Annotated in this window: 15 protein-coding genes; 10 read left to right on the forward strand and 5 right to left on the reverse strand. The window is 48.1% G+C overall.

Annotation, left to right across the window (positions count from 1 at the left end):
* Positions 1–14 precede the first annotated feature (14 nt).
* The 3 genes from WG89_RS15335 to WG89_RS15345 are packed head-to-tail and all read left to right on the forward strand — an operon-like array spanning position 15 to position 2,342.
* A complete protein-coding gene (locus tag WG89_RS15335) occupies positions 15–641 on the forward strand; it encodes a DUF3833 domain-containing protein (protein WP_079253862.1) in 627 nt (208 codons plus the stop codon).
* On the forward strand, positions 619–1,401 hold the full coding sequence (locus WG89_RS15340; RefSeq protein ID WP_062267666.1) for an SDR family NAD(P)-dependent oxidoreductase: 783 nt from the start codon (positions 619–621) through the stop codon (positions 1,399–1,401). The genes WG89_RS15335 and WG89_RS15340 overlap by 23 nt, the downstream gene beginning before the upstream one ends.
* A 59-nt stretch (positions 1,402–1,460) precedes the next feature.
* Positions 1,461–2,342, forward strand: a complete 882-nt coding sequence (locus tag WG89_RS15345; RefSeq protein ID WP_062267668.1) for an alpha/beta fold hydrolase — start codon at positions 1,461–1,463, stop codon at positions 2,340–2,342.
* A 29-nt stretch (positions 2,343–2,371) separates the two neighbouring features.
* On the opposite strand, the gene WG89_RS15350 is transcribed toward WG89_RS15345, so the two are convergent.
* Positions 2,372–3,622 (reverse strand): anaerobic sulfatase maturase, encoded by a 1,251-nt coding sequence (locus WG89_RS15350; protein WP_062267670.1) that lies wholly within the window; start codon positions 3,620–3,622, stop codon positions 2,372–2,374.
* 407 nt (positions 3,623–4,029) lie between these two features.
* On the opposite strand from WG89_RS15350, the gene WG89_RS15355 reads away from it, so the two are divergent.
* Positions 4,030–5,085, forward strand: a complete 1,056-nt coding sequence (locus tag WG89_RS15355) for a hypothetical protein (RefSeq protein ID WP_153301621.1) — start codon at positions 4,030–4,032, stop codon at positions 5,083–5,085.
* Positions 5,086–5,118: 33 nt separating this feature from the next.
* A complete protein-coding gene (locus WG89_RS15360; protein WP_062267674.1) occupies positions 5,119–8,028 on the forward strand; it encodes a hypothetical protein in 2,910 nt (969 codons plus the stop codon).
* Here the strand turns inward: WG89_RS15360 and WG89_RS15365 are convergent.
* Positions 8,025–8,747, reverse strand: coding sequence for an acyltransferase (locus WG89_RS15365; RefSeq protein WP_062267676.1), 723 nt, complete (start codon positions 8,745–8,747; stop codon positions 8,025–8,027). The two genes, WG89_RS15360 and WG89_RS15365, sit on opposite strands and share 4 nt — an antisense overlap.
* Before the next feature lie 84 nt (positions 8,748–8,831).
* On the opposite strand from WG89_RS15365, the gene WG89_RS15370 reads away from it, so the two are divergent.
* Positions 8,832–9,449 carry a class I SAM-dependent methyltransferase gene (locus tag WG89_RS15370; RefSeq protein WP_062267678.1) on the forward strand — a complete coding sequence of 206 codons (618 nt, stop codon included), beginning with the start codon at positions 8,832–8,834 and terminating at the stop codon, positions 9,447–9,449.
* Positions 9,450–9,550: 101 nt separating this feature from the next.
* Here the strand turns inward: WG89_RS15370 and WG89_RS15375 are convergent, their stop codons facing one another.
* Genes WG89_RS15375 through WG89_RS15385 form a run of 3 tightly spaced genes read right to left on the reverse strand, consistent with a single transcriptional unit; the run spans position 9,551 to position 12,826 of the window.
* On the reverse strand, positions 9,551–10,642 hold the full coding sequence (locus WG89_RS15375; RefSeq protein WP_062267680.1) for a prenyltransferase/squalene oxidase repeat-containing protein: 1,092 nt from the start codon (positions 10,640–10,642) through the stop codon (positions 9,551–9,553).
* The gene (locus WG89_RS15380; RefSeq protein ID WP_079253863.1) at positions 10,635–11,399 is read right to left on the reverse strand and encodes a class I SAM-dependent methyltransferase; all 765 of its coding nucleotides are present in this window, start codon (positions 11,397–11,399) and stop codon (positions 10,635–10,637) included. Before WG89_RS15380 ends, WG89_RS15375 begins: the two co-directional genes overlap by 8 nt.
* A gap of 23 nt (positions 11,400–11,422) precedes the next feature.
* The gene (locus WG89_RS15385) at positions 11,423–12,826 is read right to left on the reverse strand and encodes a glycosyltransferase family 4 protein (protein ID WP_079253864.1); all 1,404 of its coding nucleotides are present in this window, start codon (positions 12,824–12,826) and stop codon (positions 11,423–11,425) included.
* A 642-nt stretch (positions 12,827–13,468) separates the two neighbouring features.
* Here WG89_RS15385 and WG89_RS15390 point away from each other — a divergent pair.
* The 4 genes from WG89_RS15390 to WG89_RS32165 all read left to right on the forward strand — a co-directional run.
* Positions 13,469–13,753 carry a type II toxin-antitoxin system RelE/ParE family toxin gene (locus WG89_RS15390; RefSeq protein ID WP_062267682.1) on the forward strand — a complete coding sequence of 95 codons (285 nt, stop codon included), beginning with the start codon at positions 13,469–13,471 and terminating at the stop codon, positions 13,751–13,753.
* A gap of 13 nt (positions 13,754–13,766) precedes the next feature.
* A complete protein-coding gene (locus tag WG89_RS15395) occupies positions 13,767–14,063 on the forward strand; it encodes a HigA family addiction module antitoxin (protein ID WP_062267684.1) in 297 nt (98 codons plus the stop codon).
* A 173-nt stretch (positions 14,064–14,236) separates the two neighbouring features.
* A complete protein-coding gene (locus WG89_RS15400; RefSeq protein ID WP_062267687.1) occupies positions 14,237–14,914 on the forward strand; it encodes an NUDIX hydrolase in 678 nt (225 codons plus the stop codon).
* A gap of 467 nt (positions 14,915–15,381) precedes the next feature.
* Positions 15,382–15,550: transposase (locus WG89_RS32165; protein WP_062260605.1), on the forward strand; the 169-nt coding region annotated here is incomplete at its 3' end.

The raw sequence follows: 15,550 nt of genomic DNA on the forward strand, positions 1-15,550 counted from the left end.
AAGGAGGTTCTTTGATGATAAGAAAACACTGGCTGTGGGTTCTGTTGTTCACTTTTTCGCTGCAGGGATGTGCCACTATGAAACTGCAAGATAAATACTCTGAAGAACTGCCGGTCCTGACCATTGAGCAATACTTTCAGGGTGTAACTTACGCAAAGGGAGAGTTTGTCGATCTCTTTGGCAAAGTACGAAACCGCTTTGAAGTCATCATGAGAGGTCGAGTAGAAGGCAATGTTCTGATATTGGATGAAGATTTTATCTATGAAGACGGCTCAACGTCCAATCGCCTCTGGAAAATAAAAATACTTGCTGACGGACACTATGAAGGTGAGGCCGGTGATGTGATTGGAATCGCTACCGGCAGAAGTAAGGGGAATACCTTTAACTGGACCTATGAAATGGATCTGCCCATTAAAGGGAGAAGCTGGCGTGTAAAGTTTGATGACTGGCTGTTCCTGCAGAAGAACGGCCAGATTCTAAATATTGCTGATGTCAGCAAGTGGGGCTTTACCTTGGGGACCCTGACTTTTTACTTCAGTAAGGACCGTTCACTGATCAGTGATGAATCCTTGAAAAAGTTCAGGCTTGATGACCCGATTGCATCAGGAAACACAGGGAATGAGCACCATGAAAAGCACTGAATCCCTGAAAAACAAAGTGATCTGGATTACCGGGGCCAGTCAGGGGATAGGTCGGCAGTTGGCACTGACCATGGCAAAAAGGGGAGGAACCGTGCTTGCCACTGCTCGTAGTTACGGCAACCTGGACAGGCTGCAGCATGAAGCTCAGGATCTCGAGGGCATTATTATTCCTCTGCCTGCCGATGTGACAGACCAGGACTCTGTTATTCGTGCCGCCGATGTCATCATGACTCGATTTGGCCGGGTGGACATTGCCGTATTAAATGCCGGTACTTTTATAAAAACCGACGGCGTGGATTTCAGGTCAACCCATATGCGTAAACACCTTGAGCTTAATGTTATGGGGGTTTGTCATTGTCTGGATGCCCTGATCCCGATGATGGTGGATCAACAATCAGGTACTCTTGCCGTGAATGCATCGCTAGCGGGGTATCGAGGTTTACCGGGTGCAGCTGCCTATGGTGCCAGCAAGGCAGCTCTGATCAACATGGCTGAATCGCTGTACACGGATCTCAAGCCCCATGGCGTGGACGTCAAAGTGATTAACCCGGGCTTTGTCAAAACACCGCTGACCGATAAAAACAAATTCGAAATGCCTTTTCTTATGGATGTGGAGCCTGCGGCAAATGCCATCCTGTCAGGTTTGGGTAACCAGCCGTTTGAAATCCGCTTTCCAAAAGTCTTTGGCATGATGATGGGGTTTCTCAGAGTTTTACCCTACAGAGCCTTTTTCAGTGTGACACGCCGTTTGAATCAGTGAAGGCACCCTCATGTTGTGCCAGAATGGTTTGACGGATCATTCTGTTCTGGAGTCAGCAAATGAGTGAAGGCTTTTCTCTTTCCAAGATCAAGAATCTGACACTCAACGATGGAAGGTCACTGGAGTACTATTGCAGCCGCCCATCCGGACCTGCTGTGATTTTCCATCATGGTACAGCCAATGACTTATCCACAGCACAACTGCTAGAGCCCGCTATTCACAAGCTGGGTGCTCGTGTCATTTCATACAGCCGCCCCGGGTATGCAGGGAGCAGCCCCATGAAAGGACGTTCTGTTCAATCCTGTGTAGAAGATATCAGAGCCCTTCTGGAAGCACTGAAGCTGGACTCTTTTGTCACTGCTGGCTGGTCTGCTGGTGGTCCGCATGCTTTAGCTCTGGCAGCAGCATTTCCTGACCGTTGCCGTGGTGCTTCTGTCATTGGCAGTGTCGGGATGCCCGATGAACATTTCCGCAAAGGCATGAGTGAGCTCACTATGATGGTGCTGACTCTGGCCGAACTGGGTGAGCCTGAACTCAGGCAGTGGATTGTTGAAAACAGGGAGATGATGCTCTGTGACTCTAGCCAGGCACTCATTGCTTCTCTGGATTTATTGTTGGCTGATTCCGACAGGGATGCCCTGAATGATGGGTTTGCGGAACTGCTGCTAGGTGCTCTTCATAGGGCCATGGAAACTGAGAATGGCTGGGTTGAAGATCACCTGACTCTGGTCAAAAACTGGGGGTTCTCTCCGGAAACAATTGGCTGCTCAGTCACTGTCTGGTGTGGGGATGAGGACAGGGTTATCCCACCTTCTCACAGTCGCGGGCTGGCAAAGGTCATGAAGTCGGCTGAGGTGCGAATGGTGAAAGGAGAAGGTCATTATTCCATTCTTTGGAATAACCGTTCTGCCATTGTCTGTGAACTGATTAATAAGTTTTGAACCGGAGGCTTTGCCTCCGGTTCTGTTTCTTAATAGTGGGCAACAATCTGGCTTTGCTGTTTGGCAATAGTACTGGCTACATGCATGACATTGGCTGGAGCGCGGTTTTTCTCAAGCTCGCCGGCCATAAATTTCATGTACGGATCCATGTGTCCAAAGATCTTCTTGTAGCCAGGGCACAGATGATTTTGTAATGTGCCATCGTCGTTTTGATGAATACGCTGTTTCGGGCAACCACCGTTACAGGCATGGCGGAATTCACAGCTTTCACACTTGGCCCCGACGTTGGCTTTGTCCTGACCAAACTTTTTCTGGAATTTCTGGGTCACGGTTTTATGGATTTTTCCGTCCATAACATTACCCAGGCGGTATTCCGGGTAAACATAATGATCGCAGCTGAAGATGTCACCGTTCCGCTCAATGATCATGGCGTCACCGCATTCTTTACGGTAAACACAAACGTTGGGTTCTTCACCGTGCCAGGCCGCCAGAGCGTTATCGAACAACTGAACAAAAACTTTGCCCACATCTTTGCGAACCCATTCGTTGAATACGGCTACCATGAAGTCACCGTATTTGCTGCCATCCACAGAGAACGGAGTCAGTTGTTTCTCGGTCTTTGATTTCGGGAAAATCAGCTGAGGTTGAGCTCTCTCTACTTCCATCTGTTCAACCACGGGGATGAACTGCATGAACTCGGAACCAATGCTTTTCAGGAAGTTGTAGACTTCCACTGGATGCTCAACGTTGACGTTGTTAATAACGGTCAGAGTGTTGAATTTAACGCCATGCTTTTTCATGGTCTCAATGCCACGCATAACCTTCTTGAAGGAAGGTTTGTCGCCTTTCAGAGGACGGTAGTGGTCGTGTAACTCTTCGGGTCCATCGATGGAAAGGCCTACCAGAAAGTTGTGCTTTTTCAGGAAGGTACACCAGGTGTCATCCAACAGGACACCATTGGTTTGCAGGCAATTGACGATTTCCTTGCTGCCGGCAAACTGCTGCTGATATTCAACAGCCCGTTCAAAGAAATCCAGACCGGCCAGAGTCGGTTCACCACCCTGCCAGGCAAATTCAACGATGGGAGAGTCCTGACCGGCAATGTAATGTTTAACGTAACTTTTCAGAACTTCGTCACTCATGTGAGTGATCTTTTCCTTACCCCGGTCTTCCGCCTTTTTGTTAAAGAAACGCTCTTTTTCCAGATAAAAACAGTAATCACAATCCAGGTTACATTGATAACTGGTCGGTTTGGCCATCAGGTGGAAAGGCTTTTTCATACTACAGCTGCCTTGGGTATAAAGAGTTTGTTCTTGTTGTTGATCTGAGAATGTCGTCTGCGATTTACGGCTAGAGCCATGGTGGCAGAGGACCTCCCCGCTCACGGTCTTGGTGCATGAGTCAGGCGTTAATAAGTCAGGCAGCTTAAAGTGTTTGCGGTAAATATCAATAGGAGGGTGTTTTTTCATCTGTTTTTTAGGTGTAAATACTTATGCGGCGTCTCGGTTGAGTATTTTCCTGGCTCGTAAATTTCATCACAGGCATAGAACTGCAGGCTTCAACAGATCAATCTCATTTCAGAGTCTACTTTTCCCTAACACCTTGGTTACTTGCTTTCCGGAACTTCGGGGTGGCAAGGCAGGTCATAAAGTGAGGTTAAAAGGATTGATAGATGAGAGGTATGTTTATGAAGTGTTTTAGGACGATTCTGCTAATTCTGGCCCTGCCGTTGCAGGCTCTGGCTGGAGAAATTACCCAGGAAATGATGAATACTGCGGCTACAGCCTTTGCAATGAACTATTCAGGCTTGTATACCATGAATGCTGAGGGAGCCAGCAATGCTGCTTTTTACGGACAGTTGCAAGCTGCAGGAGCTGTCAGCGACGACCACATCCTGGACCCGGCTTTTGCAGAGGCTTATGAAGCGTTAGGAGATGAAGCTGAGGGGAGCATTGCCAGACTGTGTGAAGCTTATAAGTTGTCAGCCTCTGAGAATGTCCCTTCTGCACAAGATATATTGGATGCCATGAAAGCTCTGGAGTTCGGCAGAAACTTTAATGCCGGCATTGAAGCATCCAGAAACAGAGATGATGGTTTTCTGCTGTACAAAGCACCTTCACTTGTTAAGAAAGGGGTTAAAAAAATCCTGCCCTCCCACGCCAGAAGTTTCAGAAAACTCATTGAGAGCAGTCATGCCCGAACCATGGTGTTCAATTACAATAAGGACATTCTCAAGTTGTTGGGCATTGGTTCAAAGACTCGTACTGACCAGGTTAAAGACATCGTTAGCTTTGTTTCCAATACTAAAGATTCAAGACTCATAAAGAGTAAAGCCAGTAATGCTGAAGGTATGAGTAATGGTTTCAATGCGGTAGCCGGTGGCGCGGGCTTGCAGTTGAGTAAAGTGGACCCTGGAAAAGTAGTCAGCCATTACAATGGCAAGAGTCAGGCAGACGTAATCATTGCTGCTGTCACGGAGCATGCCGCAATACATGAAGAAGTGGTCTATCTGCTGGCTTTTCATGGGCAGTCCAAATACCAGTACTTCACGGTGAGCATTTCCAAAGGTTTCATCAACATCACATTTGCGGCTGATGATAACCGACCGGTTCCTGTTGTTATTACCTCAATGCCTGCGAGCAGAGTTGAATACTCAACGCTGGCAGCAGCCATTGATGACTTTATGAGAGGCAAGGATGAAGTACCTGATCTGTTGGGTATCTGGAGAATGGCTGACCAGTAAAATGGAATAAAGCTCAGTTAAGGGAGTTCAGGGATGGACAATATTGGCCGCATACCTCAAAAATCTCTACCCATTGGCAGAGGGCGTGGTCGTGGTCATCCCAGACCCTCAAGTTCCGCCAGATTACCCGGTACACTTCAACAAGTGACAGAGGTCAGGCCGGGCCATCCAGGTCTTCAATCCACGGCTCCAAGTACTGTTCGTGGACGTGGGAGAGGGCACAGACCTTTTAACAGGCCGTCTATACAAACCACCTCGGTGGCTCCATCCATTGATGACAGTCCCCGAACCGGCAAGGTCAAAGAGCAGGAGCATCTGGAAAGAAAAGTTTCAGAGGCTCTGGAGGAACTTGAAGGTCTTCAGGGGCATCCTGATCCTGTTGATCGCTGTCGTCAGGTGGTCAGCCGAATGGATCAGGTTTTAGCTCTAAGCTACATCAAAAGAGATGTCGCAAAGCAGCAGTATGTTTACCAGGAAATGTTGCCGCTCTATCTTGATGCTTTGAAAGCCTGCTTAAAGCCAATGGCCAAAGCCTCCCATGCTATGGATGGCAGAAGATATCTCAGTGTGCTTCTTGAACTCATTCAGTATGCTCATCTGCTAAAAAGGGATCACGCTGAGGTTTATGCTGAGCTGGTGAACTGCGTAGGACATCTGCTGGATGCTGAGCTTGAATATCTGGAAGCCAGGGTGTATTACAAGGATCGTCGTGGTGCGGACTGGTCTGTCCCGCATCTTCGGCGGATTCTTCTTGATCGAAATCCTTCCTGTTGCATGTCGCTTCTTAACGAAGAAGATGCGACTGAATTCCAGTCTCGACTCAGATATGTTCAGGGTGCGGTCAGAAAGCAACCGCCAAAAGAGAAACCAGACTGGTGGTGTGACGATGACAACACTTTGGAAACGGTCAGTTGTGAAGAGGCCGAGAGACTGATTTATTCCGGCAAGGATCCACACCCTTTCTACAAACGTTATTTAAGTGATGTCCTGATGGATCAGGTTCTGGAAGTGGAGAAGGAATTTGGTGAGCCGGCAAGCAGACCTTTGGAGCAAAACGTAGCTTTCCTGGAGGCTCTGAATTATTTTATCGAAACCTTCCCCGAGTCATCCTGTCATCATTCAGGCCTTCATTCCTGTCTGAAAAAGCTGACGGGCTATGTGGTCAGAACTGTTCTGATTGCCTGCCAATCCAGAGAGAATGCAGATCGTTTTCTTACCGGGAAAAGAATGGAACTCATCAGGAATTTGGCAGAAAACCATTGGCTCAGCTCAGAAAACAGAGCTCTTCTTGAAAGCGTTTTATCTTCTGGTTCGGGTTCAGAGTCAGCCCTTACGGATCTTGAAGTTAAGTCGTCACTTAAAGAAATCTCCCGGTTTATGAAAAGTGATCAAACTTTGGAAGATGGGTTCAGGTTGATCAAGGAACTGACTGCCAGAAAGGCAGAAATAGCCAGACTGCCTGCTGGGAAACATCTGATTCAAGAGCTGGAGAGTGCTTACAATGTTATCTATGCCGTCCGCTTCAAAAAAATGTTTCAGGATTATACTAAGGCTTTCCGGTCAGTGAAGAATAAGAAAAATGAGTATTGGGAAGTCTGTCACTCGCTTCGAAATAAACGAAAAGAGTGCATGCGAAGTCATCCTTACACCTTTATTCTGGATGATGAGCATAGAGAAAAGTGGGGGCAGTTGGTCTGTAAATCTTTTGGCGTGGACATGACCTATCTTGCTTCTGCCAAAGTGATTGATCAGGAGTATGAAGATAAATTAGTGGTGTTGAAAGCTTTGGCTCCGGATTTACGTTGCAGTAATACCCGAATCAAAGTTAAGTCGGGACTGGTGAATATTCTAACCATCGCTTTGAAGAATCCTGGCTCAATGCAAATCTCGCCTGCAAAGGTTGATGAATTTTGCTTATGGTTGGAGGGATTAATGGGAGAGTCTCACTCCAAAACAGAGCATGATGTGGATGTTGAGCTCAAAGAAAGTATTCAGACATGGAGAAGCTTGAGCCCTGGAAAAAGGCTGGCTCTTGGTTCCCGGCAGGGAGCAAAACACTGGCCGGACTTTGCTCTGTTTCAGTCCAAAGTATCAACAGAATCAGAGTCTGAAGCAACACCATCGCCTGTTGCACTTCCCGAAACAAAAGCAGAACCTTTACCCGATTTGCTCCAGGATCTGGTTCCCTCGCAGTTGCAAGCACAGCCGGTGCAATCTCCCTCCCCATCCCTTGAAAGGCAGCGGGACAGAAAAGAGCGTTTTAATAAAAGAGAATTGTCTTTAGAGCCGGTCATTTCTCAAACATCACCTGCTTCGGTATCAGCGGCTTCTTCTGATAAAGGAGGTTTATTTCGTTCTTCACCTCCGGATCTGTGCTCAGGGGAAGTTCGCATCAGTACATTGGAGGTAGATGACCCTGGTATTATTGAGGTTGCCAGAGAGCCTGTGCAACCCAGATCACTACCTCCACAGCAAGCTCATCCGGTTCCCGTCATGGTTGCTCCTATGCCAGTGATGGTGCCTGTTTATCCTGTGGCCTATTGTGTGGTTTTTCCGGTGGTTTGGGCTCGAAATGATCTACTGCAGAAGGGCATAGAACAGATTTATACAGCCACTGCCCAATGGAGTATGAATACAGGAAGCTATGCACAAAAGAGAATACTGCCTAAAGCAACAAAAGATGCCGTTGAGAGAGGGCTGAAGCTGCTGACACAATATCTTCAGGGTGTTAACAGCCCCATGATTCCACCTGAATATATTGAACAGACACTCAGGCAATTCCTGTCGAGAGACGAGCGAGGTGAAGTGGCACGATTATTCAATAGTTTGATTTATTACCATTCTGGCTACGCCAATCTAGCCCTGGTGACCAATCTGGTAGCGACCCGTGATGCTCTCTTCCACATCAGGGGCCTCTTGGGACTGCCCGTGAATATTACTTAATCACCCTTCTTGGGAAACAGCTTGTGACGAATCCAGCCTCTTATTGTATTGTCCCCTAGAACATAGCGATCCAGGCCCTCCTGCATCTGAAGGAAATGTTCACTGTCCCGAAACATAAATTCTCTTTTCAGCATTCGGCGATTGGGGTTCAGTTTTTTGATCTCTTTGGCCGGGTTCCCTCCCACCACGGTATTGGGGGGAACATCTTTCACTACCACCGAGCCTGCTGCTACTACACTGTTCTCACCGATTGTGATGCCTTTGCCGACTTTGGCGCCATGCCCCAGCCAGACATTATCTTCGAGAACAATGGGTTTGCTGCAGCGGAAGGGTCTCAGTCGGTTGTAGAGGCCGTGCCAGTCGCTGTCGGAGATGTAGCAGTCGGCAGCGAACATGCAGTTGTCACCAATGGTAATACTGGCTGCTGAAGAGATGGTGGTTCCCGGAGATATAAGGCAGTGGTCACCAATTTTGATGTCACCCTGGATTCCCCGTCCGCTCCAGGTGGAAAGACTGACCGGGTTATGCCGGGTGCTGAGCAGGTGAACAAAACGACCTATGGAAATACCGGCGCCATGAACATTGACCGTAGAAGGATGAACCACCATGGGGTGTTCACCCAGGTGTTCAAAGTGTTTGCTGAAGAAGTGCTGGATATAAAACTGCTCCCAGCGATCTATGAGCTTCTTGATCCAGAAAGGTTGATGATTTTTACGCACTGCTCAAGCCTGATTTGTTATTATGCCGAGGAGGCCAGTCAACTGACTGAGCTACTTCCGACTTATAAAATGAAAAAATGAACTATGCCTGTACAACTGCCACTCAATATCGATTCTGTTAAAGGCTTTCTGGCTCCCGACGAAGGCGAAGCACTTTATCAGCATGCCCTGGAAACCAGTAAGCTGGGCCCCTGTCTGGAAATCGGCAGTTACTGTGGCAAGTCCACCGTTTATCTGGGTGTAGCCTGCCAGCAGAATAACAGCGTGCTGTACGCTGTTGATCATCACCGTGGCTCTGAAGAGCATCAGTTTGGCGAAGAGTATCATGACAGTGACCTCTACGATGCCAGTATCCAGCTGATGGACAGTTTTAAAGTCTTCCGTACCACAATGCGCGAAGCCCGACTGGAGGATACCGTGGTGCCGATTGTTGCCCCTTCCAATGTTGCTTCACGCCACTGGGCAACTCCGCTGGGTATGGTCTTTATTGATGGTGGCCACAGCGAAGAAGCTGCTCAAACCGATTTCCGTAGCTGGGTCAGCTTTATCAAGCCCGGTGGCATCCTGGCTATTCACGATATTTTCCCCAACCCTGAAGACGGTGGGCAGGCGCCTTATAACATCTGGAAACTGGCCAAAGCTTCCGGACTGTTTGAAGAGCTGCCCATGGTCAACACGTTGGGTCTGTTCCGCAGACGCTAAAGCCCCAGCCGCTCGCACTGAGCCTGTCGAAGTGCATTTTCAGCATCCTTCGACAGGCTCAGGATGAACGGAGTTTGTGCTTGGCTGCACAAGTCTTTAGTTCAATTGTTAGCTGCCAATGCTTCTTCAGTATCTGGCAGTTCTACTTCCGGTTTGATTTCCAGACTGGATTCCAGGAACAGGCGCGATGCCGCAGTATGTTCAGTCAGAGCATCAGCAGCCAACAAAATAGCGCCCGCTGTCCAGGCCGTTTTCTCTTCCGGCCAGATCACATCTTCCACATACTGATAACCAGTCCAGTAACCACCGTCACTGTCACGCCAGTTGTGCAACCAGCTATAAAGTTGGGTGGCCTTTTTCTTTTCACCCGCAGCCAGCAAAGCCATGGTGAGCTCGCAGGATTCAGCAATGGTGACCCAGGGTTGATCGCTGACACAGACACAGCCCATATCTTTGCGGACAAACTTGTCCCAGAAGGTTTGGAGCCGATCACGGGCTTCCTGACCCCGGAATACACCGGCCAAAATGGGGTAAAACCAGTCCATGGAAAAGCGGTCTTTGCTCTCCCAGGTGCGATCAAAATTTTCAGGATGATATTTCAGTGCCTGCCCCAGTTTCTGCCAGGCTTCAAGCCAGGACTCAACCACCGGCTTGCCCAGAACTTCTGCAATCTGGACAGCGCATTCAAGACTTTTCAGAACCGATGAGCAGCCGGTGATCAGGGCATCTTTCTCCGGCTCGCCATCTTCCATCACCGCCCAGTAAATCTCACCGGTAGGGGATTGCTGTCGCAGAACAAAGGCAATGGCCCTTTCTACCATGGGCCAGTTATCTTCAAGGAAATTCTGATCTTGTGTGATCAGGTAGTGATGCCAGACACCTGTTGCAATATAAGCGACAAAGTTAGTCTCTCTCTTGTCACTGTAGAGAGGTTTGCCATCTTGATAGTTGGCGTACCAGCTGCCATCAGCCAGTTGCTCGTGGCGTAACCAGGCATAAGCTTTTTCTGCTTCCTGATAGTGGCCGGTGATGCTCAAACCCATGGCCGCTTCAGTGTGATCCCAGGGATCCAGTTTGCCGCCGGTAAACCAGGGAATGCTGCCGTCTTCCAGCTGAACGGAGAGAATATAGTCTGCTGTCTTGTTGAGAAAATCTCTGGGGTATATACCTTTGGTCAGCAGCAGGCTATCCATGACAGACCTCTTTCTTGATGTTATTGGATTCGGATTTGCCCTTGCCAGGTTCCCACTCAAAGTACATCACAACACTTTTACCCATGACCGGGTCGAGCAGTTTTTCTGCGGTTCGGGTCACCCAGGGCTTTTCCATCAGATCCCACACCAGCAGCTTGTGATACTGATCAACCAGTTTTGAGGGTTGCTCCCATTTCCAGCATTTCAGCCACCAGTAAGGCGAGTGCAGAGCATGAGCCCAGTGTCGTGAATAACGCTGCCAGCCCAGGGATTCGATATCGTGGCGTAGATGGGTCGAGTTAAAGATGCGAATGTGTCCGCCTTCAACCTGATGGTAGGCTTTGCTCAGCTTCCAGCAGATTTCTTCTGGCCAGGCTCTGGGCACACTGACTGCCAATAGTCCGTCTGGCTTGAGTACTCGTTTGATCTCGGCCAGTACACCCTGGTAGTCAGGGATATGTTCCAGAACCTCGGAACAGATAATCTTGTCGAATGTATTGTCTTCAAAAGGCAGTTCCAGAGCATTGCCCTGAATAAATTTAATACTGCGATCTTCCTCACTGCCTTCGAGGTATTGCACCGCTTCCTGCTGTTTATTGCGGGCGGTCTGCAGATCGTTCTCGCACAGATCGAGACCCGTAACGTCTACCTTGGCTTCCAGCCAGGCAGCAATGGAATGACGGCCCTCACCGCAACCCACGTCCAGCACTTTATCGCCACTGCGTAACTTCAGACGATTAAAATCTATGGTTTGCATCTTGTTTCACTTATCCTCGGGCATCATCCACTGACTGCTGTTGTTTCTTGACTCATGGCTGTCTTCTGATTGAGATCAGCACCGGCATCCACTGCATCATTTAACACTACCGACTCTTGCTCATTTTCAAGAATGTTCAGGTAATACTGACTGAACTGTCGGGCGGCGACTTTCCAGCAGAAAGTGTCCAGAATTCTTTGTCGGCCCAACTGCCCGTATTCAATCCGCTTTTCAGGATTCTCCAGCAGAGATTGCAAGGCTTGTGCCAGCGCTTCATTGTCACCCGCTTTGACGATCAGTCCTGCGTCGCCCACTACCTCAGGAAGGGCTCCACCGTCTGATGAAATGACTGCACAGCCACAGGACATGGCTTCACCGGCAGGCAGACCAAATCCTTCATAGAGTGAAGGTGATACGGCAATGGCTGCCTCAGAATAGTGCTCAACCATCTTTTCCGTAGAAATGCCGGAGACAAACTGAACGGCTGATCCCAGGTTGAGTTGTTTAAGCTGCTGCTCGGTCTGGCCACCTTCTTTCAGTTTGCCGACTACCAGAAGCTCCAGCTCAGGATAATCAGGCTTCAATAAAGCCATAGCTTCCAGCAGATATTTCAAACCTTTCAAGGGTTGGTCTGCAGAGGCTGTCGTCATGATTCTGAAAGGCTTACGTTCAATGTGAGGCTGGGGACTGAATGTTTCAGTATCAATACCGTTATAAATCAGGCTGATGTCGTCAGCCGAACGGTTAAAAGCTTCTGCTATATCACCACGGGATTGTTCGGAAACAGTGACGATATTCTTGAGTCCACGAACGACCTTGCCCTGCATGCCAAGAAAGGAATACCAGCGACGGGTCAGCAGACGATGCTTCCAATTGGGGGCAGCATCCAGAGCCAGCTGTCTGTCACGGGTGATAGGGTGGTGAACCGTTGCTACGACAGGAATGCCCTGTTCCTGCAGATCCAGCAAGCCGTATCCCAGGCTCTGGTTGTCATGAATAATGTCGTAGTTATGACCGTTTTTGCCCAGATACTTCACTACACGACGGGTGAAGGTATACGGCTCGGCAAATCCACCGGTCAGCATGGCCCACCATTCAAAGAAGTCAGACCAGGATTTCAGGTGTCTGGGTCTAAGAGCGGTGACATGGCTTTCTACGCTGAACAGATCCAGGCTGGGGATCTCAATCAGTCCAACCCTTGGGTCAAGATCGGGGTAGGGAGGGCCAGAGATAACATCAACTTTATGGCCTGCTTCCACCAGGGCTTTACTCAGATATTTGAGGTAAATGCCCTGACCACCCACAAAAGGATGGCTGCGGTAACCCAGAAGACAGATATTCAGTGCCTTGGTGGGTTGTTCAGATGCTTCAGACGACAGAGGTGTAGCTGACGTCAGTGTGTTGGGTAGTTTTTCTTGTATGGTCATTGGATAACCTGTCACCAGACTTGCTTATGGGGCTTGGCAGTAAGTGCCTTTTCTTTCTGTGACAATGCTGACTGTCACAAGATGGTTGCCCTGATCGTTTATGCTGGTGAGTCCTTTCTGTCAGATTCGGACAGGGTATAGTTAAGATTGTTGCTTTAAAGCGTCCAGATGAACTATGGAGCCTGTCAGGCTTATGCTTTCGAGCATAAAATTCAGTAGAGCGAGTCAGATTTGACGTTAGGCTTGTGCGAATAGTTGACCTATTTAAGCAAGCCTAACGTCAAATCTGGCCGCTCTTTCTGGATTTTAGGCCGACATTGTCTTAAGTCTGCCAGGCTCCTACCCGCCGGACTCGGGTGAACTGTATGAATCCCTGTGTGTTGTTTAGCCTTTAGCTGCTGCAGAAGCGCTTTCTGGCAGGGCATTACGGGCTAAACGCCGGTTGGTTATCGCTTACCACCGGAGTGAGGGGAAAATACCATAAACTGAAGCAGGCGTGAAATGACCCATCCTTATAGATTTCGACGTGAACTAAGCCATCCTTGTTTGGGAAAAAGAGGCTTTACCTTCGTATAGTGTACTGCTTTGACACCATTATGGTTACAAACTACACTGTTACCGTATCGGTTACAGGTAAGAAGTATGTCAATCAAAAGGTTTCTGCATAAAGGTCTGGAAAACTTTTTCTACGATGGGTCGACCGCAGGTATAAACCCAAAACATACTTCACGGCTGGCTACCCGCCTTGATCGTCTAGATGCAGCTACGCAACCGGCTGACATGCATCTGCCTGGATACAATTTTCACAAGTTGAATCCAAAATCCGCTGGTCGCTATTCGGTACATGTGAATGGCCCTTGGTGTATTACCTTTGAGTTCGATACAAAGGGTAATGCAACCAACGTGGATTATGAGCAATATCATTAAGGGAGAATAAGTGATGAGCCGAACCAGAAACAGAAAACCTACACACCCCGGTATTGTGTTCCGACAAGATGTGCTCGAGCCAGCGGGTATCAGTGTTACTAAAGCTGCTGAGGTACTGGGTGTATCCCGCAAGCACTTGTCAGAGTTTGTTAACCAGAAAAAGCCCTGTACTCGTGATTTGGCTATACGAATTGCCATTGCGACAAAAACCAGTGTGGCAAGCTGGCTGAATATGCAAACGGCTCTTGATGTTTGGGAAGCAGATAATGACGATAGTGAAGATTACCTGACTGTTGGTCGGCTTGCTTAAGTTGACCTCAGGCTGTTAAGCAAAACACGATCGCCGCTACATAGTAAACATTTACCTTAAAATGCTCAGGGTTATACGTCTTTAAGTAAAGATCGGATGCCGTGTAACCGCAGTGTTTTTTGCGGTTTAATGTTTGCAGGAAAAATAATAAGAATAATCAGGGTGTAGAAAGAATGAACAATTCCAGTGTCGTTGCAGAACCCAGGCTGGCTGCCACTGTGGTTATCCTGCGAGATGGCCCGAAGGGTCTCGAAACATTAATCATGCGCAAGAACAGTCGAGCCAACTTTCTGGGGGGCTTTTGGGTATTTCCGGGCGGTTCAGTAGAAGAGCAGGATCAGGCAGACACCAGCCAGCAGACACTGAAAAATGCGGCAGCCAGAGAAACCAAAGAAGAGGCTGCACTGGATATAGATCCGGATGAACTGATCTATATCTCAAGGTGGATCACACCAGAAACGGCTCCCAAACGTTTTGATACTCATTTCTTCCTCGCCCCAGCCAGATCCAGTGAAGTGATCGTAGATGGTGGGGAAATTGTCGATGCCGATTGGGTCACCCCGGCAGAAGCGATCTCAAGGCAAGCTGAAAAAGAGATTGAGATGATGCCACCCACACTGGTGACTTTTCATTGGTTACAGCAATGCTCAACTGTAGCAGAAGCCATACGACACTTTAAAGATAGAAAACCAGTGGAGTTCTTACCCAAAGCAAACTTTGCTGATGAGCAGTTGGTCATGCTTTATCCGGGAGATGCGGGATATGATTCCGGTGATCCTGATGTTGTAGGAACTCGGCATCGGTGTTTGTTGGTTGAGGAAAGGTGGCGGTATTTGCAAACAAAGGGGTAGGTATTTGTACCTAGTAAGTGGAGGTGGTAGCTGGTAAGGTGTCGCCTAAAAATGCAAATGGATTGCTGAATCATGCCAAGGGAATAGGCCTGACTGATTAATAAATAGTCAAATCCTCGGGCGGTAGCGTACCTGAACATATATAAAGATTTCATCTCAGCTAAAAATATGAAAAGTTCGCAAGCCAAAGCTACTTAAAAGCCATATAAAACCTTCATATATCAAATAGTTGATCCGAATAATTGTGAGAGTAGAAACTGGTACCGAATAAGCAGAGAAGTTACTTACTACAGAAAAATATTTTGTTTGGTACTGGCTGCACATAACAACAAAAAAATAGGCATCACATTTAAGGCTGTGGCGGTTCTTTTCAGAAAGTATTGTGGCTAAATATTAATGACTAGGGAACCTGCGAATAAGTCCCTGATCATGAGATAATAATCTCAGCAGCTTGATCAGAGGTAGTCATGGACCAACAACTCTCTTTTTCCGACAGTGAATTCAGCCAGAAGCGACGCAGAACTCGTAGGGAAATTTTTCTTGAAAGAATGGAGGTTCTGATTCCATGGAAACGCTTAGAGGCCGTAATCGAGCCCTATTACCCTAAGCGTGGCAACGGAAGACCTCCTTATCCTC

The sequence above is a fragment of the Endozoicomonas arenosclerae genome, assembly GCF_001562015.1.
Lineage (GTDB): Bacteria > Pseudomonadota > Gammaproteobacteria > Pseudomonadales > Endozoicomonadaceae > Endozoicomonas_A > Endozoicomonas_A arenosclerae.

Coding starts and splice junctions, on each gene's coding strand:
- WG89_RS15335 (WP_079253862.1), top strand. CDS start 15: ATGATAAGAAAACACTGGCTGTGGGTTCTGTTGTTCACTTTTTCGCTG.
- WG89_RS15340 (WP_062267666.1), top strand. CDS start 619: ATGAGCACCATGAAAAGCACTGAATCCCTGAAAAACAAAGTGATCTGG.
- WG89_RS15345 (WP_062267668.1), top strand. CDS start 1,461: ATGAGTGAAGGCTTTTCTCTTTCCAAGATCAAGAATCTGACACTCAAC.
- WG89_RS15350 (WP_062267670.1), bottom strand. CDS start 3,622: ATGAAAAAGCCTTTCCACCTGATGGCCAAACCGACCAGTTATCAATGT.
- WG89_RS15355 (WP_153301621.1), top strand. CDS start 4,030: ATGAAGTGTTTTAGGACGATTCTGCTAATTCTGGCCCTGCCGTTGCAG.
- WG89_RS15360 (WP_062267674.1), top strand. CDS start 5,119: ATGGACAATATTGGCCGCATACCTCAAAAATCTCTACCCATTGGCAGA.
- WG89_RS15370 (WP_062267678.1), top strand. CDS start 8,832: ATGCCTGTACAACTGCCACTCAATATCGATTCTGTTAAAGGCTTTCTG.
- WG89_RS15375 (WP_062267680.1), bottom strand. CDS start 10,642: ATGGATAGCCTGCTGCTGACCAAAGGTATATACCCCAGAGATTTTCTC.
- WG89_RS15380 (WP_079253863.1), bottom strand. CDS start 11,399: ATGCAAACCATAGATTTTAATCGTCTGAAGTTACGCAGTGGCGATAAA.
- WG89_RS15385 (WP_079253864.1), bottom strand. CDS start 12,826: ATGACCATACAAGAAAAACTACCCAACACACTGACGTCAGCTACACCT.
- WG89_RS15390 (WP_062267682.1), top strand. CDS start 13,469: ATGTCAATCAAAAGGTTTCTGCATAAAGGTCTGGAAAACTTTTTCTAC.
- WG89_RS15395 (WP_062267684.1), top strand. CDS start 13,767: ATGAGCCGAACCAGAAACAGAAAACCTACACACCCCGGTATTGTGTTC.
- WG89_RS15400 (WP_062267687.1), top strand. CDS start 14,237: ATGAACAATTCCAGTGTCGTTGCAGAACCCAGGCTGGCTGCCACTGTG.